Genomic DNA, 24451 nt, shown 5'->3' with positions numbered 1-24451 from the left:
ACGGGGACTCGGAGTGACCAGCTCGCGCCACGACTTTTCCCTGGGGCTATGGGTCCCGGATCGGCGCGCGCTTGGGGCGCGCTTGTCCGGGACGACAGCGAGTGTGACGCGGCCATCGTGCCGTAGCGCTGGCGCCCCTACTCCGCCAGCGCCTTCATCTCCTTGTAGAGATCCGACTTGCCCTCGAAGCCGATGCCGGGGAGATCGGGCATCGTGATGTGTCCGTTCTCGACGCGGACGCCGTCCGGGAAGCCGCCATAGGGCTGGAACAGGTCGGGGTAGCTCTCATTGCCGCCGAGGCCGAGGCCCGCGGCGATGTTGAGCGACATCTGGTGGCCGCCGTGCGGGATGCAGCGGCTGGGCGACCAGCCATAAGTTTTCAGCACTTCCAGCGTGCGCTGATATTCGCAGAGACCGTAAGACAGCGCGCAGTCGAATTGCAGCCAGTCGCGGTCGGGGCGCATGCCGCCGTAGCGGATCAGGTTGCGGGCGTCCTGGTGGCTGAAGAGGTTTTCGCCCGTCGCCATCGGTCCCGGATAGAATTCGGCGAGCGCGGCCTGCAGCGCGTAGTCGAGAGGATCGCCGACCTCCTCGTACCAGAACAAAGGATAGTCGCGCAGCATCTTGGCGTAGGCGATGCCGGTCTCCAGGTTGAAACGGCCGTTGGCATCGACGGCGAGCTGCGCGTCCTTACCGATCTCCTTGAGCACCGCCTCGATCCGCATGCGGTCCTCTTCGATCGGCGCGCCGCCGATCTTCATCTTCACGACGTTGTAGCCGCGATCGAGATAGCCGCGCATCTCACCGCGCAGCATCGAGAGATCCTTGCCGGGATAATAGTAACCGCCGGCGGCGTAGACGAAGACGCGCGGATTGGCTTTGACGCCGTGGCGCTCGGCGAGCAGACGGAACAGCGGTTGGCCGGCGATCTTGGACACCGCATCCCACACCGCCATGTCGATGGTGCCGACCGCGACCGAGCGCTCGCCATGGCCGCCGGGCTTCTCGTTGGTCATCATCGCAGCCCAGACCTTGTCAGGGTCGAGATTGTCGCCGGCGCCATTGAGCAGCGACTTCGGATCGGCTTCCGTGATGCGCGCGGCAAAGCGTTCGCGGATCAGGCCGCCCTGCCCGTAGCGGCCGTTGGAGTTGAAGCCGTAGCCGACGACGCGCTTGCCGTCGCGCACGACGTCAGTGACGACGGCGACGAGGCTCGTCGTCATCTTGGTGAAGTCGATATAGGCGTTACGGATCGGGGACGAGATCGGCTTGGTGATCTCGCGGACGTCGACGATGCGGACGGACATGGGGCAGGCTTTCTCTTGGCGTCATTCCGGGAGGGTCGGAAGGACCAGACCTCAGGTGCGCAATTGCGCACCGGGGAATCTCGAAATTCCGGGTTCGATGCTTCGCATCGCCCCGGAATGACGGTGACTATTTCTTATCCCTGAAATACGGCTCGACGGGTCCGTGCACCTTGATGGTCAGCGGGTTGCCGTGGCGGTCCTTGGCGTTCCCTGCGGTGACGCGGACCCAGCCCTCGCTGATGCAGTACTCCTCGACATTGGTCTTCTCGACACCCTTGAAGCGGATGCCGACGTCGCGCGACAGGATGTCCGCGTTGTAATAGGGGCTGTTCGGATCGACCGACAGGCGGTCCGGAAATTCGTCGCTCATGATTGTCTCGCTTACAACAGTGTTTCGATTTGGTTGCGCAATCCTTCGGGCCGGGCGGTCGGCGCGTAGCGCGCGACCACCTTGCCCGCTCGGTCCACCAGGAATTTGGTGAAATTCCATTTGATGGAGGCGCCGAGAAGCCCGGATTGCTGGCGTTTCAAGTACTCATACAGAGGGTGCGCATTGGCGCCGTTGACGTCGATCTTCTCGAACAAGGGAAAGGTGACGTCGTAATTGGTCGAGCAGAACGCCTGGATCTCGCTTGCCTGGCCCGGCTCCTGCGCGCCGAACTGGTTGCAGGGAAAGCCGAGCACGGCAAAGCCGCGCGGCGACAGATCGCGATGCAGATCTTCCAGTCCGCGATATTGCGGCGTGAAGCCGCATTTGCTCGCGGTGTTGACGATCAGCAGCACCTGCCCTTCGAAGCGGCGCATCGGGACCTCCTCGCCGGCCAGCGAGTTGGCTTTGAAGTCGTAGATCACCGACATCGCTAGCCCACGGGATCGATCGGCGACGGCGGCACGCCGCCGGCCTCGATCGCCTCGCCTGCGAGCAGACAGAGATCCTCGCGATAGCGGCCGGACACGACATGCACGCCGACCGGCGCCTTGCCGACCAGACCCGTGGAGACCACGAGGCCGGGCAATCCCATGAAGGGAATCGCGATCTGCGGCAGCTGCGCTTCCCACACCCGCTTGAAAGACTCGTCGTCCTTGCGGTCGAGGTGATCGGGAAACGGCAGCTCGCCCGAGACCGGCGTCAACAGCACCGCATATTTCTCGAAGAACAGCATCCAGTCGCGGGTCAGCGTGGCCCGCCGCGTCAGCGCCTTGGCGTAATTGGCCTGGTCCATCGGCGTGACCCTGGCGCGGTTGCCGCGCAGGCAGGCCAGCGCGCCGGGATCGCCTTCGCGTTCGGCCGCCTCGAGCTGGGCCTCATAGCCGTCGCCGAGCCACAGCTTGATCTGCCACTCGACCGCCTCGCGCATCGGCGGCGTGTCCTCGATGATATCGACGGTCCACCCCGCCCGCTCCAGCCGCTTGCCGGCGTCGCTCACCGCCGCCTTGACCTCCGGCGTGGTGGCAAGGCCGCCCGGATTGAGGCAGAGCGCGGCGCGCTTGTCTCGCGCCGGGCCTTGCAGCGGCGCCGGCACGAACCAGGGATCGCGGATGTCGCGCGCCGACATGGCTTCGAGCGAGATGCGCAAGTCGTTGACGGTGCGCGCCAGCGGACCCGACACCGCCATGATCTGCGGCCCGATCGGGCGCTCCGGCAGCGCCGGGTTGAAGGCGGGGATGCGGCCCAAGGTCGGGCGCAGGCCATGCACGCCGCAGGCATAGGCGGGATAGCGGATCGAGCCGGCAATGTCGGTGCCGTGGGCGATGTGGCCGATGCCGGACGCGACCGCCGAACCGGCGCCGCCGGAGGAGCCGCCCGGCGTCAGCGAGGCATCGCGCGGATTCTTGGTGTCGCCATGGATGAGGTTGGTGGTGAACCAGCGATAGGAGAAGGCCGGGCAATTGGTGCGGCCGAGCAGGATGGCGCCGGCTTTGCGGAAGTTGGCGACGACCGGATTGTCCTCGCGCGCGATCACGTCGCGCTGCAGCTTCAGGCCATTGGTGGTGGCAAAGCCCTCCTGGTCGACATTGGCCTTGATGGTGACGGGCACGCCGGCGAGCACGCCGGGGTCCTCGCCCCGCGCGATGGCGGCATCGACGGCATCGGCCTGCTTGAGCACGTCGTCCGGCCGGTGGTCGATCACCGCATTGAGCTGGGGATTGACGGCATCGAGCCGGGCGAGACCGGCCTTGGCAGCCTCCCGGGCGGACACCTTTTTGGACTTGACGAGGGTAGCGAGGTCGGCAGCCGACAGGCGCCAGAGATCTTGCATGGCTTGCTCCGTGTAACCGGCGTCTTTTAGCGCCGGGAACGCGGCAAAGCCATGCGGATTTCGCGGGGGTGAAGGGCGGGCGCTCAGCACGTAATCGCGCCGCGGGCTCGGGTGAGGGCTCTGTCCCCTGGGGGTTCTCGCTTGCGGAGACGCCCTCTCCCCAGCGCTCCCCCGCAAGCGGGGGAGGCAGCGCACCTCGCATGCCTCTAATGCCTTGTCGCGGACGGATCCGGGATGTCCAGCAGCGCCTCGGTGAAGGGAAACTCCAGCACGACCTCGCCTTCGGTGTCGGTTACCTCGATCACCGCCTCGAGCAGGGCCCGCTGAGTGCCCTCGGACTTCACCACCTCCAGGATCATCTGGCGGGCGACCTCCCAGGCGCGATCGGGGTTGCGCAGGTCCTCGCCGTCAGGATCCACGATCAGTTCGTCGCCGATACGGGTGTTGAAGAAATATCTGGGCATGCCTGATCCAATGGGGTCGCCTGTAGCCGATTGGAAGCCGTTGCAAACTCACAACTCGTTTATCCCGACAGGGATCACGACCTATCGGCATTTTGGTGTGTCATTCGCGCATCTTTGCGGCCGGAATGCGCTCTCTTGCAGCGCAGCAATTCGGGAGGCCTACTACCTAGGTCCGGGAAAATTTCACTAGCGAACTTCTCGGCGCGCATTAACTTAGAGGGTGGGCGGATACGTCCGAATTCGCAAAAATGGAGAGCCAAAATGGCATGGAAAGCCCCGAAGATCGTCGAAGTGCCCTGTGGCATGGAAATCAACATGTATGTGAGCGCCACCCGCAAGTAAGCCGGTTGGCGATTTCGCGTTCTGCGGCGGTGGATCTTTCGGTCACGACGCGTTTCCGAAGGAAAGAATCCGTGTCGGCATTTGCGTCGGCCTGAGATCCACCGCGCGTGTTCCTTTCCAGGAGACGGATCATGCTTCGCGTCGTCGTCCTGGGCGCCGCAGCTGGCGGCGGGGTTCCCCAGTGGAATTGCGGCTGCGAGGGTTGCCGGGCGGCCCGCAATGGCGGGAATGAGCTGCACCGGACGCAGGCCTCGATCGCCTTCAGCGGCGACGGCGAGAACTGGTTCCTGATCAACGCCTCCCCCGACCTGCGCCAGCAATTAAATGCCACGCCGCAGCTACACCCCAAGGCCGGGGCGCTGCGCCATACGCCTGTCGCGGGCGTGGTCCTGACCAACAGCGAAGTGGATGCAGTGGCGGGCCTGCTCTCGATGCGCGAGAGCTCGCCGTTCACGATCTATGCACATGAGAAAGTGCTGGCGATCCTGGCCAGCAACAGCATCTTCAACGTGCTGAACGAGAAGCACGTGCGGCGCCAGCCGATCGGCATCCATGAGCCGTTCGAGCCGCGCCTTCCCGATGGTGCGCGTTCAGGGCTCGAAGTGCTGCCGTTCGCGGTCTCGGGCAAGTCGGCCTGGTATCTGGAAGGCAAGGCGCATCCCGGCGGCAAGAGCGGCGACGGCGATACGCTGGGCCTGAAGATCACCGACAAGTCGACCGGCAAATATTTCTACTTCATCGCCGCCTGCGCCGAAATCACCGACGTCCTCAAGGCCGAGATCGACGGCGCTTCGCTGGTGTTCTTCGACGGCACGGTCTGGCGCGACGACGAGATGATCAGGGCCGGGCTCGGCCACAAGACCGGCAAGAGCATGGGACACGTCGCCATGTCCGGCGACGACGGCGCCATCGCGCGCCTCGCCGACCTCAATATCGACAGGAAGATATTTCTGCATATCAACAACTCGAACCCGGCGCTGCTGCCTGCCTCACCCGAGCGCAAGACGGCTGAGGCGGCGGGCTGGCAGATACCGGCGGATGGAACGGAGATCGTGCTGTGACTACGGCGTCAATGACGGGAATGACTGCGCTCTCGATCGGCAGGGATATCAGGCTCAACTCCGCCGAGGAGCTCGAGGCGACGCTGCGCCATATCGGGGCGACGCGCTATCACAGCCTACATCCATTCCATAAGCTCCTGCACGGCGGCAAGCTGAACAAGGGCCAGGTGCAGGCTTGGGCGCTGAACCGCTACTATTACCAGAGCACGATCCCGATCAAGGACGCGGTGGTGATCTCGCGCTTCCGCGACCGCGCCACGCGCGTGGAATGGCGCCACCGCATCGAGGACCATGACGGCGATGTCGGCAGCGAAGGCGGCATCGAGCGCTGGATCAAGCTGACCGAAGGCCTCGGCCTCAACACGGCCTACGTGGAATCCACCGAAGGCATCCTGCCGGCGACGCGCTTCGCGGTGGAGGCTTACGTGCACTATTGCCGCGAAAAGAGCCCGCTGGAGGCGATCGCCTCCTCGCTGACCGAGCTGTTTGCGCCCAACCTGCACGAAGAGCGCATCGCCGGCATGCTGGAGCATTACGACTTCGTCAATCCCGACATCATGAGCTACTTCAAGCGCCGCCTGACGCAGGCGCCGCGCGATGCCAATTTCGCGCTGGACTATGTCAGAACGCATGCGAGGACGCCGGAAGAGCGCGCTTTGGTCTGCAACGCGCTGATCTTCAAGACCAACGTGTTGTGGGTGCAGCTGGACGCGCTGCAGCACGCCTATGTCGAGGGCAACATTCCGCCGGGCGCGTTCGTGCCCAAAGCGGGCTGAAGAGGAGCAGCAATGGCCGGGCCGCGCAACATCAGCGTCAGCGAGGCGAGCCGCCCCGTGCTGCCGCGGCATGCCAAGCTGAAATATGACGAGACCCGCAAGGTCTGGGTGATCCTGGCCCCGGAACGCGTGCTGGCCCCGGACGAGATCGCGGTCGAGGTCTTGCAGCTCTGCGACGGCAAGCGCAGTGTCGGCGACGTATCCGATCAGCTGGCGGCGAAATACGCGGCTCCCCGCGAGGCGATCCTGGCCGACGTCATCGTCATGTTGCAGGACCTCGCCGACAAGGGCTTTCTGACCGAGATCAGGGAGAAGACGTCATGAGCGACGTGACCATCCCACCCAGCGACAGCCTCGCGGTGCTGGAGAAGCAGCGCTCGACGGCGGAGACCTTCGGCATTCCGCTCGCGGTGCTGCTGGAAATCACCCATCGTTGCCCGCTGCAATGCCCCTATTGCTCCAACCCGGTCGAGCTCGACCGCTCGGGCAAGGAGCTGACCACCGAGGAATGGAAGAAGGTCCTGAGCGAGCTCGCCGAGATCGGCGTGCTCCAGGTGCATTTCTCCGGCGGCGAGCCAACGGCGCGCAAGGACCTGGTCGAGCTGGTCAAGCACGCCAGCGATGTCGGGCTCTACACCAATCTCATCACCTCGGCCGTGCTGCTGACGCGCGAGCGGCTGAGCGAGCTTGCGGACGCCGGGCTCTGCCATGTGCAGATCTCTTTCCAGGGCATCGAAGAGGGCCTCTCCGACCGCGTTGCCGGCTACAAGGGCGGCCATCGCAAGAAGCTCGAAGTGGCGAAATGGACGCGCGAGCTGGATTTGCCACTCACCGTGAACGCGGTGATGCACCGGCAGAATTTGCACCAGCTGCCTGACATCATCCAGATGTCCGTCGATCTCGACGCCGATCGCCTGGAGGTCGCCAATGTCCAGTATTACGGCTGGGCGCTGAAGAACCGCGCTGCCCTGATGCCGACCGTCGCGCAGCTCGACGAATGCACGCGCATCGTCGAGGAGGCGCGCGAACGCCTCAAGGGCACGCTCGCGATCGACTATGTCGTTCCCGACTATTACGCGCTGCGGCCGAAGAAATGCATGGGCGGCTGGGGCCGGCAGTTCTTCAACATCTCGCCGGCCGGCAAGGTGCTGCCCTGCCACGCCGCCGAGAGCATCACCGGGCTCGAGTTCGAATCGGTGCGCTCCAACCATTCGATCGCCTGGATCTGGCAGAACTCCGAGGCCTTCAACCGCTATCGCGGCACCGGCTGGATGAAGGAGCCATGCAAATCCTGCGAATTCCGCGAGATCGATTTCGGCGGCTGCCGCTGCCAGGCCTTCGCGCTGACCGGCGACGCCGCCAACACCGATCCGGCCTGCGCGCTGTCGCCGCTGCACGAGACCATCTTCAAGCAGGCGGAAGCCGAGGCCGAGGGCGAGACCAGCCGCTTCCTCTATCGGAATTTTGCCGGCGGCACCCTGGAATCCGAGAATGGGACCTGACGCCGACGCGGCCGCTTCCGCCAGGCGTGCCGATCCTTTTGCGCCGCTGACCTCCGACATGCTCGACGTCGGCGACGGCCATGAGCTCTATGTCGAGAGCGTCGGCCGCAGCGACGGCATTCCGGCGATCTACCTGCATGGCGGGCCCGGCAGCGGCTGCCAGCCGGACCATCGCCGGCTGTTCGATCCCGATCGCTTCTGCGCCGTGCTGTTCGACCAGCGCGGCTGCGGCCGCAGCCGGCCCAAGGGCTCGCGCGAGCACAACAGCACGGCGCATCTGATCGCGGACATGGAGAAAATCCGCGAGACGTTCGGCTTCGAACGCTGGATGGTGGTTGGGGGCTCCTGGGGAGCGACGCTGGCGCTGGCCTATGCAGAGGCGTATCCGACGCGCGTCTCCGGCGTTGCGCTCCGCGCGACGTTCCTGGGCACCCGGGCAGAGGTCGAGACGGCGTTCACGGTGCGCCTGGCGCAATTCTATCCTGCACTGTACGAGGATTTTCTCAGCGTGCTGCCGCCTGACGAGCGGGCCCAGCCGGTGGACGCCTATTGGCGCCGCATCCTGGATGCCGATCCGGCCGTGCACGGCCCTGCGGCGCGGGCCTGGCACGACACGGAGCGAGCTCTATCGGAGCACAAGCCTGGCAAGACGCGGCTCGACCTGGCGTCGCTGAACGTCTGGCGCACGCTGCCGGCGACGCCGTTCATGGAAGCGCATTATTTCGTCAACAATTCCTTCATGAGCGAAGACCAGTTGTTGCGGAACGCGGGCCGGCTCGCCGGCATTCCCGGCATGATCGTGCAGGGCCGCTACGATCTGTTGTGTCCTCCCGAGACATCCCACGCGCTCGCAAAAGTTTGGTCCACGTCCGAGCTTCGCGTCGTGGAAGAAGCCGGGCATTCGCTCTATGATACCGGCGTGAGGGACGCGGTGATGAAGTCGATCGCCGACCTCGCATCGAAGATCGGGCGATGAGAGGACAAGAAGAATGCCACTCGCCGGGAAAGGCATGCTGCTGACGTCGATGAATATCGACGCAGCCGATGAGGACGATTTCAACCGCTGGTACGATCGCGAGCATCTGGAAGAGCGCGTCGCGATCGAGGGTTTCCTGGAGGCGCGGCGCTATGTCGCGCATGCCGCCAATCCCAAATATCTCTCGCTGTACTCGACCGAAACGATCGACGTGCTGGACAGTCCCGCCTATCGCGCGCGGCTCGCCAATCAGACCGAATGGTCACGGCGGTCCATGGCGCGTTTCAAGGACATGCTGCGCGTCGTGGCGCGCATCACGCTCAGCAAGGGCACCGGCCGGGGCGCTGCGCTCGGCCTGGTGCGGCTGCGTCCCACCGCGGACAATGCGGCCGCGTGGCGTGACGCACTGCAAGACAAGCTGGCGCCGCAAGAGCGCGACGGCATCATCTCGATGCACCTGCTCGAAAGCGAGCCGGAATTGTCCGGCGCAAAGGCCGATATTCCAGCGGTGCGCAACGAAGGCGCGCGCGACTGGTTCGTGCTGATCGACGGCACGCATGTCGGCGCGGTCTCGGCCGTGATCGCCGAACGCTTCACCGGCCCAGCGGCTGCGCCCTTCCCACCCCCCGTCTCCGTCGGCACGTACAGCCTGATGTGGGACCTCGCGAAGAGCGACATCGCGCAGAGTTGACGCGCTCGCGCGCATCGCAACATGCTGCACCGCACGCGCATCACGCGCCGCCGTTAATGCTGTGCGCGCTTGGCTCCCATGAAAGCCGGTGATCCCGCAAATTTGCCGTTGTACTTCGGAGCCGTTCTAATAAGCTAACCCAATGACGTCATTCAGAAACCAGATCGAAGCGCGTTAAGCGCTCGCCATGCTCACAAAAAAAGGCCGCGGGGTCTTTGGGCCTGCGCGGACAGGGTAGGAATGAAACCGACCGATATCGCGGCCCCCGACTACTTTCACAAAGTGGTCGATTGCCAGTGGGCCTGTCCTGCACACACTCCGGTTCCCGAATACATCCGACTGATCGCACAAGGCCGCTACAGCGACGCCTACATGATCAATTGGAAATCGAACGTGTTTCCCGGCATTCTGGGACGCACCTGCGATCGTCCGTGCGAGCCGGCGTGCCGGCGCGGACGCGTCGAGGAAACCCCCGTCGCGATCTGCCGCCTCAAGCGCGTCGCAGCCGACTTCAAGGATGACATCAAGCAGCGCCTGCCGAAGCCCACGGCGAAGAACGGCAAGCGCGTCGCGTTCGTCGGCGGCGGTCCCGCTTCGCTGACGGTGGCGCGCGATCTGGCGCCGCTCGGCTATCACTGCACCGTGTTCGACGGCGATCCCGAAGCCGGCGGCATGATGCGCACGCAGATCCCGAAATTCCGCCTGCCCAATTCCGTCATCGACGAGGAGACCGGCTACATCCTGGGCCTCGGCGTCGACTTCAAAGGCGGTCACCGCATCGAGAGCATGAAAGCGCTACTCGCCGAAAAGTACGACGCGATCTTCGTCGGCTCCGGCGCGCCGCGCGGCCGCGAGCTCGACATTCCCGGCCGCAAAGAGGCAGCCGGCAACATCCATATCGGCATCGAATGGCTGGCCAACGTGTCGTTCGGCCATGTCGACAAGATCGGCAAGCGCGTGATCGTGCTCGGCGGCGGCAACACTGCGATGGATTGTTGCCGCACCGCGCGTCGTCTCGGCGGCGAAGAGGTGAAGGTCGTGGTCCGCTCCGGCTTCGAGGAGATGAAGGCCTCGCCCTGGGAGAAGGAGGATGCGCTCCACGAGGATATTCCGATCCTCAATTTCATGGTCCCCGTCGCCTTCGTTCACGACAATGGCAAGCTCACCGGCGTCACCTTCCAGAAGGTGAAGGCCGAATACGACGCCAAGGGCCGCCGCAACCTCGTTCCCTCCGGCGAGCCGGACCAGACCATCGAATGCGACGACATACTGGTCGCGGTCGGCCAGGAGAACGCCTTCCCCTGGATCGAGCAAGATTGCGGCATCGAGTTCGACAAATGGCACATGCCCAAGGTCGATCCCGAGACATTCGTCTCGACCAATCCAAAGGTGTTCTTCGGCGGCGACGCCGCGTTCGGCCCGAAGAACATCATCTGGGCGGTGGCGCACGGCCACGACGCCGCGCTGTCGATCCACAAGATGCTGTCGGGTGAGGACATTACCGAACGTCCGCTGCCGGACGTGCATGTCTCGTCGCAGAAGATGGGCATCCACGAATGGAGCTATGACAACGACATCTCCGTCGACAAGCGCTACAAGGTGCCGCATCGCGACAAGGTGATCGCGCTGAAGGATATCCGCGCCGAGGTCGAGCTCGGCTACGACGTCAAGCTGGCGCTCGGCGAGGCCGAACGCTGCCTGAACTGCGACGTGCAGACCGTGTTCTCGACCTCGCTCTGCATCGAGTGCGATGCCTGCGCCGACATCTGCCCGATGGATTGCATCACCTTCACCGACAACGGCGAAGAAGGCGATCTGCGCCAGCGGCTCAAGGCACCTTCGGCGCATCCCGACCAGGACCTTTACGTCTCCTCGGACCTCAAGACCGGACGCGTGATGGTCAAGGACGAGGACGTCTGCCTGCATTGCGGCCTGTGCGCCGAACGTTGTCCCACCGGCGCCTGGGACATGCAGAAATATTTCATCGAGATGACCCACGCAGGTTCGACATGTCCGACAAAAAGCCGATCAGCAGCGTAAACGACTTCGTCGTCCGTTTCGCCAACGTCAACGGTTCGGGCTCGGCCAGCGCCAACGAGATGTTCGCGCGCGCGATCCTGCGTCATGGCGTGCCGGTGTCCCCCCGCAACATCTTCCCCTCCAACATCCAGGGCCTGCCGACCTGGTACGAGGTGCGGGTGACCGAAGAAGGCCATCTCGGCGCCCGCGGCGGCGTCGACATGATGGTCGCCATGAATCCGCAGACCTGGGACAAGGACGTCGCCGGCATCGAGCCGGGCGGCTATCTGTTCTACGATTCCACCAAGCCGATGCCGTCGACCAAATTCCGCGACGACATCACCGTGATCGGGGTGCCCTTAACCGCCATCACCAACTCGACCTACACCGATCCGCGCCAGCGCCAGCTGTTCAAGAACATCATCTATCTGGGCGCTCTCTCGGCGCTGCTCGACATGGACCCCAAGCTGATCGAGCAACTGATCGGCGAGCAGTACAAGGGCAAGGAGAAGCTGCTCTCCTCCAACGTGCATGCACTGCATCTCGGCCGCGACTGGGCGCTGCAGAATTTGAAATGTCCGATCGGGCTGCGGGTGAAGAAATCCGACAAGGTCGGCGACCGCATCTTCATCGAGGGCAACAGCGCCGCCGCGCTCGGCGCCGTCTATGGCGGCGCTACGGTGTGCGCCTGGTATCCGATCACGCCGTCCTCGTCGGTGGCGGAGGCCTTCACCGCGCATTGCAAGAAGTACCGGCACGACCCTGAAACGGGCAAGGCGAAATACGCCATCGTGCAGGGCGAGGACGAGCTCGCCTCGATCGGCATCGTGATCGGCGCCTCCTGGAACGGCGCCCGCGCCTTCACCGCGACCTCCGGCCCCGGCATCTCCTTGATGACCGAGTTCATCGGCCTCTCCTATTTCGCGGAGATTCCGGCCGTGATCATGAACATCCAGCGCGCCGGCCCCTCGACGGGGATGCCGACCCGCACCCAGCAATGCGACATCATCGCCTGCGCCTATGCTTCGCACGGCGATACCAAGCACGTGCTGCTGTTCCCGGAAGACCCGGCCGAAGCCTTCGAATTCGCGGCGGCCGCCTTCGATCTCGCCGAGCGGCTGCAGACCACGATCTTCCTGATGCTCGATCTCGACATCGGCATGAACCACCGGCTCTGCCGCCCGCTGAAGTGGGACGATGCCAAGCAATATGACCGCGGCAAGGTGATGACCGCGGCGATGCTGGAAGAGGGCCGCGACTTCGGCCGCTATCTCGATGTCGACGGCGACGGCATCCCCTACCGCACCTATCCCGGCACGCATCCGACCAAGGGCTCCTACTTCACTCGCGGCACCTCGCGTGATCGCTATGCGCGCTACTCCGAGGAAGGCTCGGTTTACGCCGACAACATGCAGCGCCTGATGCGGAAGTTCGAGACCGCGCAGGACCTGGTGCCACGGCCATTGCAGGCCAATGCAGAGCGGCCGACCAAATACGGCGTGATCTATTTCGGCTCGACCTCGCCGGCGATGGACGAGGCGATCGGCCTGCTGGAAGCGCGCGGGCATCAGCTCGACCGGATGCGCATCCGCGCCTTCCCGTTCCACTCGAGCGTCGCAAGCTTCCTCGCCGAGCACGACTTCGTCTATGTGGTCGAGCAGAACCGCGACAGCCAGCTGCGCCAGCTCATTGTCAACGAGAACGGCATCGACCCGGTGCGTCTGGTGCCGATCGTGCATTATGACGGCTCGCCGATCACCGCCCGTTTCATCGCAAAAGCCATTGGCGACCACCAGGATCACCTCAAGGTGACCCCGCTCCGCAAGGCCGTGTCATGACCTACATCGCAAAACCGAAATTCCATCATCCGGGCCTCAAGAAGAACGAGCTCGGCTACACGCATCGCGACTACGAGGGCAAGATCTCGACGCTGTGCGCGGGCTGCGGCCACGATTCGATCACCGCCTCGATCATCGAGGCCTGCTACGAATTGTCGATCGAGCCGCACCGGGTGGCAAAGATCTCCGGCATCGGTTGCTCCTCGAAGACGCCGGACTATTTCCTCGGCAATTCGCACGGCTTCAACTCCGTGCATGGCCGCATGCCATCAGTGCTGACGGGCGCCAACCTCGCCAATCGCGACCTGATCTATCTCGGCGTGTCCGGCGACGGCGATTCCGCCTCGATCGGCTTCGGCCAGTTCGCGCATTCGATCCGGCGCGGCGTCAACATGACCTATATCGTCGAGAACAACGGCGTCTACGGCCTGACCAAGGGCCAGTTCTCGGCGACCGCCGACCGCGGCTCGAAGAGCAAGAAGGGCGTCACCAACACCGACAACGCCATCGACCTCGTCGCGATCGCGCTGCAGCTCGGGGCCACCTTCGTCGCGCGCTCGTTCTCGGGCGACAAGACCCAGCTGGTGCCGCTGATCGCCGCCGCGATCCGCCACAAGGGCGCGTCCTTCATCGACGTCATCAGCCCCTGCATCGCCTTCAACAATCACGCCGGCTCGACCAAGAGCTTTGATTATGTCCGCGAGCACAATGACGCCGTGAACCGGCTCGATGTGCTGGTCGGCCGCGATCCCATCGCCGTCGATTACGCGCCCGGCACGGTGCAGATGGTCGAGCAGCATGACGGCAGCAAGATCGCGCTGCGCAAGATCGACGCCGATTACGATCCGCATGACCGGCTCGGCGCCCAGACCTTCCTCGCGAAGCACGCCGCCAAGGGGCAGATCGTCACCGGTCTCCTCTACGTCGACCCCGACGCGGAAGATCTGCACGAGCACCTCAACACGGTCGAGACGCCGCTCAACTCGCTGGAGGCCGACACGCTGTGTCCGGGCTCGGCCGTGCTGGACAAGATCAACGCCAGCCTGCGGTAATCATTTGTTCCGCGCCGAGGCCGGCGACCTGACGCGGATCGTAATCTTCTCCGACACGATCGGCGGTTGAAACGGATAGTGCTTGGCGTCGCCGAGCACCAGCTGGAGCGTGTGCGTGCCCGGCGCAAGCTCAAGCATGGTTTCGGTCTGCCCTGCGCCGAAATGCAGGTGCGACTTGTCTTGCGGGATCGGCTCATTCGGATCGATGGGGTCGTTGACGTCGACCAGCAGATGATGATGGCCGGCGTTCTGGTAGTCGTCGCCAGCATGCGTCACACCCATGTTACGCAAGCCGAACCGGACCCAGACCCCACCGCGAACCTTCTGCCCGTCATGCGGCGTGATGAAATAGAGCTTGGCGTCCTTGGGCGCAGCCTTGCCCTGCGAACAGGCCACGCCCGGTAGCAATGCGATCGCGACTACCAGCGCGACACAGCCAATGATCTTCATCAAACTTACTCCAGCACTTACGGACTGAGTGCGACACGGAATCCATGTGTAGGGTAACGAACATTAGTGTCGTAACCATCGCGGTTTGACGGCCGCACATATCTCGAATCGTTCTTCCAGGACCCCGAGCGCAAGACATGAGAGCTGCAGTCGCCGCTGCTCCATGCCGAGCCGTCACCCGGCGCGCCCTGATAGGTCTTATGCCAGCAGTCCTCGACCCACTGATCGATGCCGCCGCCCATGTCATAAAGCCCGAATGGATTGGGCCTGAAGCTGCCGACCTTGGCCGGCTGCTCGGCCGCAAGATCACCGCAATCCTTGCACCCGGCCATGCCCGGCTGGAGCTTGTCGCCCCACCAGTATTTGGTCTGCGTTCCGCCGCGCGCCGCATATTCCCATTCGGCTTCGCTCGGAAGGCGGTAAGGCTTCTTCGTCGTCTGCGCGAGCCAGGCGGCATATTGTTGCGCATCGGCCCAGCTCACGTTGCTGACGGGGGCATCGTCCTTGCCGGTGGCCGTGAATCCGCACGCCCCGGCGGCGGCGCACTCGTTCCACTCCCGCACTGTTACCGGAAATTTTCCGATCGAGAACGGCTTGACCGCGACCTGGTGGACAGGTCGTTCGGTCGGGTCGTCATTGTTTCCCATCGCGAAGCTTCCGCCGCGAATGGCGATCATCTCGGGTTCGCGAGGCGGCGTCGCCGATGGGCTGGGCGCCGGCGCCGGCGACGGCGAGGGAGGGGCGGAAGCCAATGATGGGGAGGGTTGTGGCGTCTGCGTCGCTGCCTCCTGCGGCAGCGCGGCCGGGGCGGCGGTGGGCGTGGCGGCCTGCTCGTTGATCCTGCCGGGCTGCACCAGCAAATACCAGAGCACGCCGGTCGCGATAATCAGCACCGTGATGGCCAAAAGGAAGATAAGGGTATTTTCGCGCCGCCCTCGCGTCCTGCCGACCGCATCTGCATCCGGCAGCACGCGATAGACACGCACCGGATCGGTGATGTTCTTGACTTTGCGGTCTCCGAGCGACTCATAGCCGCACACCACCTTGTGCTTGATCTGCTCGTAGATCGCGCCTGAGATGTAAACCTGACCAGGCTCCGCAATGCCTTCGATACGTGTGGCGATATTGACGCCGTCGCCGTAGATATCGTCCGGCTCCACGATCACGTCGCCGAGATTGACGCCAATCCGGTATTCGAGCCGCGAATGCTTTGGGAGCGAGGCATTGCGGCCGATGAGGTTCTGCTGGATCACGATGCTGCAGCGAACGGCCTCAACAGGGCTGTCGAAGATGGCGATGAAGCCATCGCCCGTGGTCTTCACCAGACTTCCATGGTGCTCGATGATGCTGGGCTGGATGATATCGCGCTCGATCCGCTTGACGCGAACATGCGTTCCCTCCTCGTCCGCTTGCATGATGCGGCTGTAGGAAGCGATGTCGCCGACAATGATCGCTGCGAGACGGCGAGGCATGGGGCCGTGTGGCGGCGGCTCATCCTGATTGCCGGATCTGAAGTTGCGAATTTCGCCCATGCGGGGGACTCCACACGCTTACAAGGCAGCCCCAGCTTACGACTGCCAAAGGCGGCCGTCTGTGAACGCTACCACATTGTCGAACCGAGACAATGTCGTAGCCATCGCCGACATCGGGTTCCGGAGAAATCAAGGAGTGCATCAGTTGAACCTTCTTGGTGCCATCAATGACTAAGGCCAGGCCTGAGACGACGGCCCGAGTTCGTGCCGGGATAGTCGCGCGGGTGACCGTGCCGAAGGCCTGAACGCAGTGCGCTGGCGCAGCGACTAATGGCAGGCCTGCGCCGCCCTGCCGCGGCGGGCTATTGCCGCCAAGCGCCCGGTGCGATCATGAAGCTTGCTCTTGTCCTCCCGCTTGCCCTTGCCGCATTCATCAGCGCCGCCCAGGCCGAGGAAGGCGACGACATCCGTGAGGCCAGCAAGGCTGAAGCCGAGACCTTCAATGCGCGCATGTATGCGGGCGCCCCCGGCGCAAAAGCCTATGCCTGCTTCGTCCGCCGCTACGATGCCGACCATCTTGCGCGGCATCCGAAGCAGAAGGTCGCCTCGATGAAGCTGTTGATCTCGGCGGAGCTGGACAAGGAGGACAAGGAGCTGCACAACTCCTTCCGGCTCGGCTTCAGGTACCGGCATCGCTCCGGCGACTTCGATTCGAGCGGTTCGTGCAATCACGCTGTGTTCACCAAGGGCGGCAACGAAGTCCGCCTGGGTTGCGGCGTCGACTGCGAGGGCGGCGGCATCGGCGTTGCACTCTCGAAGGACGACAGGTCGGCGATCGTGCGGCTCGAGCGCGTCAGGGTCTGGCAGAACAACAAGCCGGACGACGACGCCGAGCGATCGCTCGTCGGCGGCGCCGACGATAGGATTTTCCGGCTCGATCGCACCGATACCAGCGAATGCGCTTCGCTGGTGACCGACCGCAAGGAACTCGCGGCACTGCGCCACAAGTGATATTCCTTCGGCAAAGTTGGACCCAGTCGAGGGAGATCGCCATGAACCGCCGGAACATCCTGTGGAGCGCCGTCTCGGCGCTGGGCGCAGCGTTCGGCGCCTCGCGTGCGCAAGCCGCGACGGAAGCGGGCGCGGGCAACAAGCTGAAAGTGGTCTATCACCTCAGCGACGCCGAGAAGGTCAACTTCGTGCTCGGCAACATCCAGAACCACATCGACGGGGTCGGTGGCCCCGAACACGTCACGATCGCGCTGGTGATCCACGGTCCGGCGCTGAAAGCATTTCATGCTGGCCAAGCCAACCCCGATCTCAGCAAGCGGATCGGCGAATTCTCCAAGGACGGCGTCGAGCTCGCCGCCTGCGGCAACACGATGAAGGCGCAGAACGTCACGCTGAAGGAGCTGCTGCCGGGCTTCGTCAGCGCGGAGAAGGGCGGCGTGGTTCGTTTGGCCGAGCTGCAGTCGCAGGGGTATCTGTACTTGCGGCCGTAGGGCGGCGCCACGACGCTCCATGACGTCCGATGCCCCTTGACTTACCCATAACTCCACGGTTATGCATCAATCCATAACTACAAGGTTATGGATTTCCATGTCCCCCGCCCCCGATATCCTGTTCAGGACGCTCGCCGACCCCACGAGGCGGGCGATCTTCGAGCGGCTGTGCCGCGAGGGCGAGCAGACGGTCGGGGCATTGACGGTGCGATCCGGCGTTTCGCAGCCGGCGGTCTCAAAACATCTCGGTGCGCTGAAGCAGGCCGGCCTGGTGCGCGACCGCCATGAGGGACGCCAGACCCATTACAGCGCCCAGCCCGGCGCGCTCGATCCGCTGGTCGATTGGACCAGCCAGATGGCCGGCTTCTGGCAGAAGCGGCTCGACGCGCTCGATGATCTCCTGAAGAGGATGGACCAATGACTGAAGCCTCAAGCCAGACGCGCTCCGTGGTCGTCGAACGCGAATTCGCGTTTCCGGCCGAACGGCTCTGGCGCGCGCTGACGCAGCCGCATCTGATCGAGGACTGGCTGATGAAGAACGACTTCAAGCCCGAGGTCGGTCATCGCTTCAATCTGCGCGGCGAATGGGGCGGCGTGCTGGACTGCGAGGTGCTCACCCTCGAGCCGCAGAAGAGTCTCGCCTACACCTGGAATTTCTCGCATGAGGATGCCGCCTTCGACCTCAGAAGCGTCGTCACCTTCACGCTGACGCCGACCAGCAGCGGCACGCATCTGCGCGTCGAGCAGGCGGGCTTCAGCCCGACACAGAAGCAGGCTTTTGGCGGCGCGCAGGCCGGCTGGAAGCAGTTTTTGGCAAAACTGGACGAGGTGCTGGCGCGAGGAGCCTAGCTCTCCGCCCGCGTCTATTTCCGAACATTTTCAAGAGAGGACCTAATGAGCACGCAGATGTGGATACGGCAAATTCATCGTTGGCTGTCGATGGCTTTCACGCTTGCGGTCATCGCCAACATCGTCGCCATGATCATGCAGCTCCAGGCCGTGTGGATCGGCTTCCTGGCGCTCGTGCCGCTGATTCCGCTGCTCGCGACAGGGCTGTATCTGTTCGCGCAGCCCTATCTCAGCCGCAGCAACGCGTGAGGCGAGAGCATGAAAAAGACCGTGACCGCGAAGAAGGCCGGCGCGTCGGACGCGAATGGAGCCTCCCCCTCCAAGCTGATCGACGGCAGGATCAAGGAGCTCGGAGACTGGCGCGGCGACATGCTGGCGCGGGTCCGCGGCCTGATCAAGGAGGCCGCCCCTGATGTCGTCGAGGAATGGAAATGGCGCGGCGTTCCCGTGTGGGAGCATGACGGCATCATCTGCACCGGCGAGACCTACAAGGAAGTGGTGAAGCTGACCTTCGCCAAGGGCGCGGCGCTCGATGACCCCTCGGGCCTGTTCAATTCCAGCCTCGACGGCAATGTGCGGCGCGCGATCGATATTCGCGAGGGCGAGAAGGTCAACGAGAAGGCGTTGAAGGCGCTGATCCGCGCGGCGGTGGAGCTGAATGCGAGCAAGGCGAAGAAGAAGCCGGTGAAGCGATCGGGATAGAAGCGCGCGGTGGTGGCGCGAAGCGCCGGATGTGGTTCTGTCAACACGGAAATTGCGGAGCGATCCCCCTCACCCCAGTGCGCTCGCATTTACCGGAGTCGCTGCCCTCTCCCACAAGGGGCGAGGGCACATCAACGCGCCGCTGTATTGCTCACATCGGCAGGCCCTCACGCCACCGCGGCTGCGATCGGGCGCGGGCTGACCACGTATTCGCGGAGGACCTTGTCGTTGGCGTCGACCTCGATCAGCGCGACGTCGTAGGTCCAGAGATCGGCGAGGTGCTGCAGCACGCGCTTGGCGTCGGTCTCGTTGAGCTGCGAGCCCTTGATGACGTGGTGATGCAGGATCAGGCGGCGGTCGCCGGAAAGATCGACGTCGACCACCTCGATATTGGCGTCGATGTAGCCGACATCGTGCTGCCGTGCCAGCTCGCGGCGGACGCGGCGGAAGCCGCGCTCGTCATGGATGGCGTCGACGCGGATGCCGGCACGTTCCTCCGGATCGTCGTGCAGATGGAACATGCGGAAGTGCCGCATCAATTTCGGGCTCAGGAACTGGCCGATGAAGCTTTCGTCGCGGTAGTTGGCCCAGACGTCGCGCAGCACGCCCATCACGTCGCCCTTGCCGGCGATGTCGGGGAACCACTCGCGGTCCTCGTCTTCCGGCTTGGTGACGATCCGCTCGATGTCCTGCATCACGGCAAAACCGAGCGCGTAAGGGTTGAATCCGGAGAACCGCCGGTCGTCGAATTCGGGCTGGAACACCACGTTGGTGTGCGAGCCCAGGAATTCGAGGAAATTGCCGTCGCTGATGCGGCCCTGCTCGTGCAGCTTGGTCATGATGCGATAGTGGACGTAGGTCGCCGTCCCCTCGTTCATCACCTTGGTCTGGCTCTGCGGATAGAAATATTGCGCGATGTGGCGGACGATGCGCAGCAACTCGCGCTGCCACGGAGCCAGGCGCGGCGCGCTTTTTTCCAGGAAGTAGAGCAGGTTTTCCTGCGGCAGCCCGAGCAGCTTGCGGCGGCGCTCGATGCTGAGCGCGGACCGGCTCTTGGCGGCGCCCTTGGGGACGGTGCGCCAGAGGTCGTTGAACACCTCCTCCTCGTGCTGGCGGCGGCGCCCTGCCCGCTTCTCCTCGACGCGCAAATCCAGCTTCTTCTTGCCGGGATAGCGGTCGATGCCGTGCGACATCAGCGCGTGTGCGGCGTCCAGCGTGCGCTCGACCTCGACGCGGCCGTAGCGCTCCTCGCATTGCATGACGTAGGTCTTGGCGAAGTCGAGATAATCCAGGATGCCGTCGGCGTCGGTCCACTGCTTGAACAGGTAATTGTTCTTGAAGAAGTGGTTGTGGCCGAAAGCGGCGTGCGCGATCACCAGGGTCTGCATCGTCGCCGTGTTCTCCTCCATCAGATAGGAGATGCAGGGCGAGGAGTTGATCACGATCTCATAGGCGAGCCCCATCAGGCCCTTGCGATAGGACGCCTCGTGATACGCGAATTGCTTGCCGAAGGACCAATGCTTGTAGAACAGCGGCATGCCGACAGACGAATACGCGTCCAGCATCTGCTCGGCGGTGATCACCTCGATCTGGTTCGGATAGACGTCGAGCCCGAGATCCTTCAACGCCACCGCCTCGCAGGCATCCGTGATGCGCTGCAATGTGTGGAAATCCCAATCCGCGCCTTCGAACAATCGTTCCGTCATGGAGCGGCCTTCTCCTGGGCAGTTTCGCGGCGCTGGAACAGATCGTGGAACACCGGAAAGATCTCGCTGCGCTCGGAGACCTTGCGCATCGAGAGCGGTGCGCCGCCGTTGCGCAGGCGCTCATAGAGGGTCCAGAGCGAGGAGTCGGAGAGATCGAAGGCGCTGCCGCCGGACTCCCCGACCTCGAGATAGGCAAAGAACTGGCAGACCGGCAGGATCTTGTCGGTCAGCAGCATGCCCGTCAGTTCGCCATCGGAATAGGAATTGTCGCCGTCGGAGGCCTGCGCGGCATAGATGTTCCAGTCCGACGGGTTGAAGCGCTCGCGCACGATCTCGTGCATTGCCTGCAGCGCGCTGGAGACCAGCGTGCCGCCCGAGGCCGGACCGTAGAAGAAGGTCTGCTCGTCGACCTCCTCGGCGCGGTCGGTGTGGCGGATGAAGACGATCTCGACATGCTTGTAGCGGCGCTTCAAAAACACGTAGAGCAGCATGTAGAAGCGCTTGGCGAGATCCTTCATGTGCTCGGACATCGAGCCGGAGACATCCATTAGGCAGAACATCACCGCCTGCGCCACCGGCCGCGGCACCTTCTCGTAGCGACGATAACGGATGTCGAGCGGGTCGATGAAGGGAATGCGCTTCGATTTCGCCTTCAGTTTTTCGAGCCGAGCCACCAGCTCCACGCGCTCGTCCTCGTCGGTGCAGGCGGCGATCGCGGCCTCCAGCTCCTCGATCTCGTCCTTGCTGGGACGCTTGAGCGCGATGCGGCGGGCGAGCGCGAGCTTCACCGTCCGGCTCACCGAGATGTTGGCGGGCGAGCCCGAGGTGGTGTAGCCGGCGCGCTGGATGCCCTCGCTCTCGGTCTGCGCGATCTTGCGCTTGGCGAGATCCGGCAGCTCGAGATCGTCGAGGAAGAGATCGACGAACTCGTCGCGGGAGAGCACGAAGCGGAACGCATCCTCGCTGTCGCCTTCGCCCGGGCCGGAATCCTTGGCGCTGCCCTGGCCGGAGCGCTGCAGATAGTCGCCCTCGATGAACTTCTTGTTGCCGGGCAGCACCATGTCGCGCGTACCGCCTTCGCGGCGAAAGCGCGGCTCGTGCATGCCGTCGAGGGGAATCGTGACTTCGCCCCCCTCCAGGACGTCCTTGATGTCGCGTTCCTGCGAGGTCTTCTTGACGGCGCCCTGCACCAGGGATTTGGCCCGACGCAAGAACCGCTGGCGGTTCTCAAGACTCTTGCCGCCTGGATTCAGGCGCCTGTCAATAATGTGAATGGGCACTTTACCATTCGCCTCCCATCCGCCTCAACCGGCCTGCTTCACGCGCATGTACCATTCGACGAGCCGGCGAACCTGACGCTCGGTGTAGCCACGCTCCACCATGCGAGCGACGAACTCGCCATGCTTCTTCTCCGTCTCGCCGTCCTTCTTCGACCCGAAGGAGATGACCGGAAGCAGGTCCTCGACCTGGGAGAATATCCTCTTTTCGATCACGTCGCGAATCTTCTCGTAGGAGGTCCAGGTCGGATTCTTGCCGCCGTTCTGGGCCCGCGACCGTAACGAGAATTTGACAACCTCGTTGCGGAAGTCCTTGGGGTTGGCGATGCCCGCCGGCTTCTCGATTTTCGTCAGCTCCTGGTTCAAAAGCTCGCGATCGAGCAGTTGGCCGGTGTCGGGATCCTTGAAGTCCTGGTCCTCGATCCAGGCGTCGGCATAGTCGACGTAGCGATCGAACAGGTTCTGGCCGTAATCCGAGTAGGATTCCAGATAGGCCTTCTGGATCTCGTTGCCGATGAACTCGGCATAACGCGGCGCCAGATCCGCCTTGATGAATTCGAGATAGCGCTTCTCGACTTCCTCCGGCAGCTGCTCGCGGCGGATCGACTGCTCCAGCGCGTACATCAAATGCACGGCGTCGGCGGCCACCTCCTGCGGGTCGTGGTTGAAGGTCGCGGCCAGGATCTTGAACGCGAAGCGGGTCGAGACGCCGTCCATGCCCTCGTCGACGCCGGCGGCGTCGCGATATTCCTGGACGCTGCGCGCTTTCGGATCGGATTCCTTCAGGCTCTCGCCGTCGTAGACCCGCATCTTGGCGAACACGGTGGAATTCTCGTGCTTGCGCAGGCGCGACATCACCGAGAACCGTGCCAGCGTCTCCAGCGTCGACGGCGCGCAAGGCGCCGAGGCCAGCTCGGAACCCTGAATCAGCTTCTCGTAGATCTTCTGCTCTTCCGTGATCCGCAGGCAGTAAGGCACCTTGATCACGCAGATGCGGTCGATGAAGGCTTCGTTGTTCTTGTTGGACTTGAAGCTCGCCCACTCGGCTTCGTTGGAGTGCGCGAGGATCACGCCGGTGAACGGGATCGCGCCGATGTTCTCGGTGCCGATGTAGTTGCCTTCCTGCGTCGCGGTGAGCAGCGGGTGCAGCATCTTGATCGGGGCCTTGAACATCTCGACGAACTCGAGCACGCCCTGGTTGGCGCGGTTGAGGCCGCCGGAATAGCTGTAGGCGTCGGGATCGTTCTGCGCGTAGGTCTCGAGCTTGCGGATGTCGACCTTGCCGACCAGCGAGGAGATGTCCTGGTTGTTCTCGTCACCGGGCTCCGTCTTGGCGATTGCGATCTGGCGCAGCCGCGACGGCTGGATCTTGGCGACCCGGAACTGGGAGATGTCGCCGCCGAAGGCTTCCAGCCGCTTGTAGCACCACGGGCTCATCAAGCCGGTGAGACGCCGGCGCGGGATGCCGTATTTCTCTTCCAGCATCGGGCCGAGCTGATCGGGATCGAACAGGCTGAGCGGGCTCTCGAACACCGGGGAGAGTTCATCGCCGGCCTTGAGCACGTAGATCGGATGCACTTCCATCAGCGACTTCAGCCGCTCGGCGAGCGAAGACTTGCCGCCGCCGACCGGTCCGAGCAGATAGAGAATCTGCTTGCGCTCCTCGAGGCCCTGCGCCGCATGCCGGAAGAAACCAACGATGCGCTCGATCGTTTCTTCCATGCCGTAGAAGCCGGCGAAGGCCGGATAGGTCCGGATCGTGCGGTTCAAAAAAATACGGCCAAGGCGTGGGTCCTTGGCCGTGTCAATCGTCTGAGGTTCACCGATCGCTGCTAGCAGTCGTTCGGCCGCGTTCGCGTATTTCATGGGATCGCTTCGACACGATTCCAGATATTCCGCCATCGACATGTCGTGCTGGCTTCTCGCCTCGAACGACCGAGCGAAAGCGTTGAATAGAGAATCGTTGTACATGATCCCTCTCCGCGTGAGTTCCGCTACAAGCTGAAACGAAAGCAGTTACCGGACCGTTCCTCAGGCCGTTTCGAATCAGCGTGAGCACATGACGATCATTGGACACCCGGGTGCCAACACGACGCAACGCACAACGTAGGCACTCGTTGAGTTACGAACAGGCACATGCCCGTAATTTGTGCGAATCTCTGTCTATATTGGCTCATTTCCAAGAAATGTCACTCGGTCGCAAC

Annotated in this window: 26 protein-coding genes; 16 read left to right on the top strand and 10 right to left on the bottom strand. The window is 63.6% G+C overall.

Translation table 11 applies throughout. From position 1 onward, the window contains the following. Positions 1-137: 137 nt before the first annotated feature. From tarD to RPS27_RS01775, 5 genes are all read right to left on the bottom strand, one after another. The gene (gene tarD / locus RPS27_RS01795) at positions 138-1307 is read right to left on the bottom strand and encodes a D(-)-tartrate dehydratase (protein ID WP_212067225.1); all 1170 of its coding nucleotides are present in this window, start codon (positions 1305-1307) and stop codon (positions 138-140) included. 127 nt (positions 1308-1434) lie between these two features. Beyond that, positions 1435-1677, bottom strand: coding sequence for a DUF3297 family protein (locus tag RPS27_RS01790; RefSeq protein ID WP_041748727.1), 243 nt, complete (start codon positions 1675-1677; stop codon positions 1435-1437). Positions 1678-1688: 11 nt separating this feature from the next. After that, positions 1689-2165 carry a glutathione peroxidase gene (locus tag RPS27_RS01785; protein WP_194404050.1) on the bottom strand — a complete coding sequence of 159 codons (477 nt, stop codon included), beginning with the start codon at positions 2163-2165 and terminating at the stop codon, positions 1689-1691. Between the two features lie 2 nt (positions 2166-2167). After that, positions 2168-3568 carry an amidase family protein gene (locus RPS27_RS01780; RefSeq protein WP_212067226.1) on the bottom strand — a complete coding sequence of 467 codons (1401 nt, stop codon included), beginning with the start codon at positions 3566-3568 and terminating at the stop codon, positions 2168-2170. A 206-nt stretch (positions 3569-3774) separates the two neighbouring features. Continuing rightward, the gene (locus RPS27_RS01775; RefSeq protein ID WP_194404052.1) at positions 3775-4032 is read right to left on the bottom strand and encodes a DUF6894 family protein; all 258 of its coding nucleotides are present in this window, start codon (positions 4030-4032) and stop codon (positions 3775-3777) included. A 261-nt stretch (positions 4033-4293) separates the two neighbouring features. On the opposite strand from RPS27_RS01775, the gene pqqA reads away from it, so the two are divergent. From pqqA to RPS27_RS01725, 10 genes are all read left to right on the top strand, one after another. Further along, on the top strand, positions 4294-4374 hold the full coding sequence (pqqA, locus tag RPS27_RS01770; protein ID WP_007595659.1) for a pyrroloquinoline quinone precursor peptide PqqA: 81 nt from the start codon (positions 4294-4296) through the stop codon (positions 4372-4374). Between the two features lie 131 nt (positions 4375-4505). After that, complete coding sequence (pqqB, locus tag RPS27_RS01765) at positions 4506-5435, top strand: pyrroloquinoline quinone biosynthesis protein PqqB (RefSeq protein WP_212067227.1); 930 nt, start codon at positions 4506-4508, stop codon at positions 5433-5435. After that, positions 5432-6211: a pyrroloquinoline-quinone synthase PqqC gene (pqqC, locus tag RPS27_RS01760; protein ID WP_212067228.1), complete on the top strand. Its 780-nt coding sequence runs from the start codon at positions 5432-5434 to the stop codon at positions 6209-6211. Before pqqB ends, pqqC begins: the two co-directional genes overlap by 4 nt. Before the next feature lie 12 nt (positions 6212-6223). Further along, positions 6224-6535: a pyrroloquinoline quinone biosynthesis peptide chaperone PqqD gene (gene pqqD / locus RPS27_RS01755; protein WP_126255155.1), complete on the top strand. Its 312-nt coding sequence runs from the start codon at positions 6224-6226 to the stop codon at positions 6533-6535. Then, a complete protein-coding gene (pqqE, locus tag RPS27_RS01750) occupies positions 6532-7713 on the top strand; it encodes a pyrroloquinoline quinone biosynthesis protein PqqE (RefSeq protein ID WP_194404055.1) in 1182 nt (393 codons plus the stop codon). The genes pqqD and pqqE overlap by 4 nt, the downstream gene beginning before the upstream one ends. Then, on the top strand, positions 7703-8689 hold the full coding sequence (gene pip / locus RPS27_RS01745; protein ID WP_212067229.1) for a prolyl aminopeptidase: 987 nt from the start codon (positions 7703-7705) through the stop codon (positions 8687-8689). Before pqqE ends, pip begins: the two co-directional genes overlap by 11 nt. A gap of 13 nt (positions 8690-8702) precedes the next feature. After that, entirely contained in the window at positions 8703-9380 is a 678-nt protein-coding gene (locus RPS27_RS01740; protein WP_212067230.1) for a DUF4286 family protein, read from the top strand. 240 nt (positions 9381-9620) lie between these two features. Beyond that, positions 9621-11420 (top strand): FAD-dependent oxidoreductase, encoded by a 1800-nt coding sequence (locus RPS27_RS01735; protein ID WP_212067231.1) that lies wholly within the window; start codon positions 9621-9623, stop codon positions 11418-11420. Continuing rightward, a complete protein-coding gene (locus RPS27_RS01730) occupies positions 11390-13237 on the top strand; it encodes a 2-oxoacid:acceptor oxidoreductase subunit alpha (protein ID WP_211416188.1) in 1848 nt (615 codons plus the stop codon). The genes RPS27_RS01735 and RPS27_RS01730 overlap by 31 nt, the downstream gene beginning before the upstream one ends. Beyond that, a complete protein-coding gene (locus RPS27_RS01725) occupies positions 13234-14289 on the top strand; it encodes a 2-oxoacid:ferredoxin oxidoreductase subunit beta (protein WP_211416187.1) in 1056 nt (351 codons plus the stop codon). Before RPS27_RS01730 ends, RPS27_RS01725 begins: the two co-directional genes overlap by 4 nt. Here RPS27_RS01725 and RPS27_RS01720 read toward each other — a convergent pair whose 3' ends face one another. Further along, complete coding sequence (locus tag RPS27_RS01720) at positions 14290-14739, bottom strand: DUF4399 domain-containing protein (RefSeq protein ID WP_211416186.1); 450 nt, start codon at positions 14737-14739, stop codon at positions 14290-14292. Between the two features lie 17 nt (positions 14740-14756). Beyond that, the gene (locus RPS27_RS01715; RefSeq protein ID WP_211416185.1) at positions 14757-16271 is read right to left on the bottom strand and encodes an SUMF1/EgtB/PvdO family nonheme iron enzyme; all 1515 of its coding nucleotides are present in this window, start codon (positions 16269-16271) and stop codon (positions 14757-14759) included. 330 nt (positions 16272-16601) lie between these two features. Between RPS27_RS01715 and RPS27_RS01710 the strand changes: the two genes are divergently transcribed. The 6 genes from RPS27_RS01710 to RPS27_RS01685 all read left to right on the top strand — a co-directional run bounded on the left by RPS27_RS01710 (position 16602) and on the right by RPS27_RS01685 (position 19264). Beyond that, positions 16602-17222 carry a hypothetical protein gene (locus RPS27_RS01710; RefSeq protein WP_211416184.1) on the top strand — a complete coding sequence of 207 codons (621 nt, stop codon included), beginning with the start codon at positions 16602-16604 and terminating at the stop codon, positions 17220-17222. A gap of 41 nt (positions 17223-17263) precedes the next feature. After that, complete coding sequence (locus RPS27_RS01705; RefSeq protein ID WP_194404064.1) at positions 17264-17713, top strand: DsrE family protein; 450 nt, start codon at positions 17264-17266, stop codon at positions 17711-17713. 97 nt (positions 17714-17810) lie between these two features. Next, complete coding sequence (locus RPS27_RS01700) at positions 17811-18134, top strand: ArsR/SmtB family transcription factor (protein WP_194404065.1); 324 nt, start codon at positions 17811-17813, stop codon at positions 18132-18134. Next, on the top strand, positions 18131-18562 hold the full coding sequence (locus tag RPS27_RS01695) for an SRPBCC domain-containing protein (protein ID WP_194404066.1): 432 nt from the start codon (positions 18131-18133) through the stop codon (positions 18560-18562). The genes RPS27_RS01700 and RPS27_RS01695 overlap by 4 nt, the downstream gene beginning before the upstream one ends. Before the next feature lie 45 nt (positions 18563-18607). Continuing rightward, positions 18608-18811 carry a hypothetical protein gene (locus tag RPS27_RS01690; protein WP_194404067.1) on the top strand — a complete coding sequence of 68 codons (204 nt, stop codon included), beginning with the start codon at positions 18608-18610 and terminating at the stop codon, positions 18809-18811. A gap of 9 nt (positions 18812-18820) precedes the next feature. Beyond that, on the top strand, positions 18821-19264 hold the full coding sequence (locus RPS27_RS01685) for a DUF1801 domain-containing protein (RefSeq protein ID WP_194404068.1): 444 nt from the start codon (positions 18821-18823) through the stop codon (positions 19262-19264). Between the two features lie 167 nt (positions 19265-19431). Here RPS27_RS01685 and RPS27_RS01680 read toward each other — a convergent pair whose 3' ends face one another. Genes RPS27_RS01680 through RPS27_RS01670 form a run of 3 tightly spaced genes read right to left on the bottom strand, consistent with a single transcriptional unit; the run spans position 19432 to position 24218 of the window. Next, positions 19432-20970, bottom strand: a complete 1539-nt coding sequence (locus RPS27_RS01680) for a SpoVR family protein (RefSeq protein WP_194404069.1) — start codon at positions 20968-20970, stop codon at positions 19432-19434. After that, on the bottom strand, positions 20967-22244 hold the full coding sequence (locus RPS27_RS01675; protein WP_211416608.1) for a YeaH/YhbH family protein: 1278 nt from the start codon (positions 22242-22244) through the stop codon (positions 20967-20969). The genes RPS27_RS01680 and RPS27_RS01675 overlap by 4 nt, the downstream gene beginning before the upstream one ends. Positions 22245-22274: 30 nt before the next feature. Beyond that, a complete protein-coding gene (locus RPS27_RS01670) occupies positions 22275-24218 on the bottom strand; it encodes a PrkA family serine protein kinase (RefSeq protein WP_194404070.1) in 1944 nt (647 codons plus the stop codon). Positions 24219-24451: the final 233 nt, after the last annotated feature.

Origin of the sequence: Bradyrhizobium sp. WYCCWR 12699 (assembly GCF_032144035.1) — a bacterium.
GTDB lineage: Bacteria > Pseudomonadota > Alphaproteobacteria > Rhizobiales > Xanthobacteraceae > Bradyrhizobium.
This window is presented reverse-complemented; position numbering and strand designations above follow the sequence as displayed.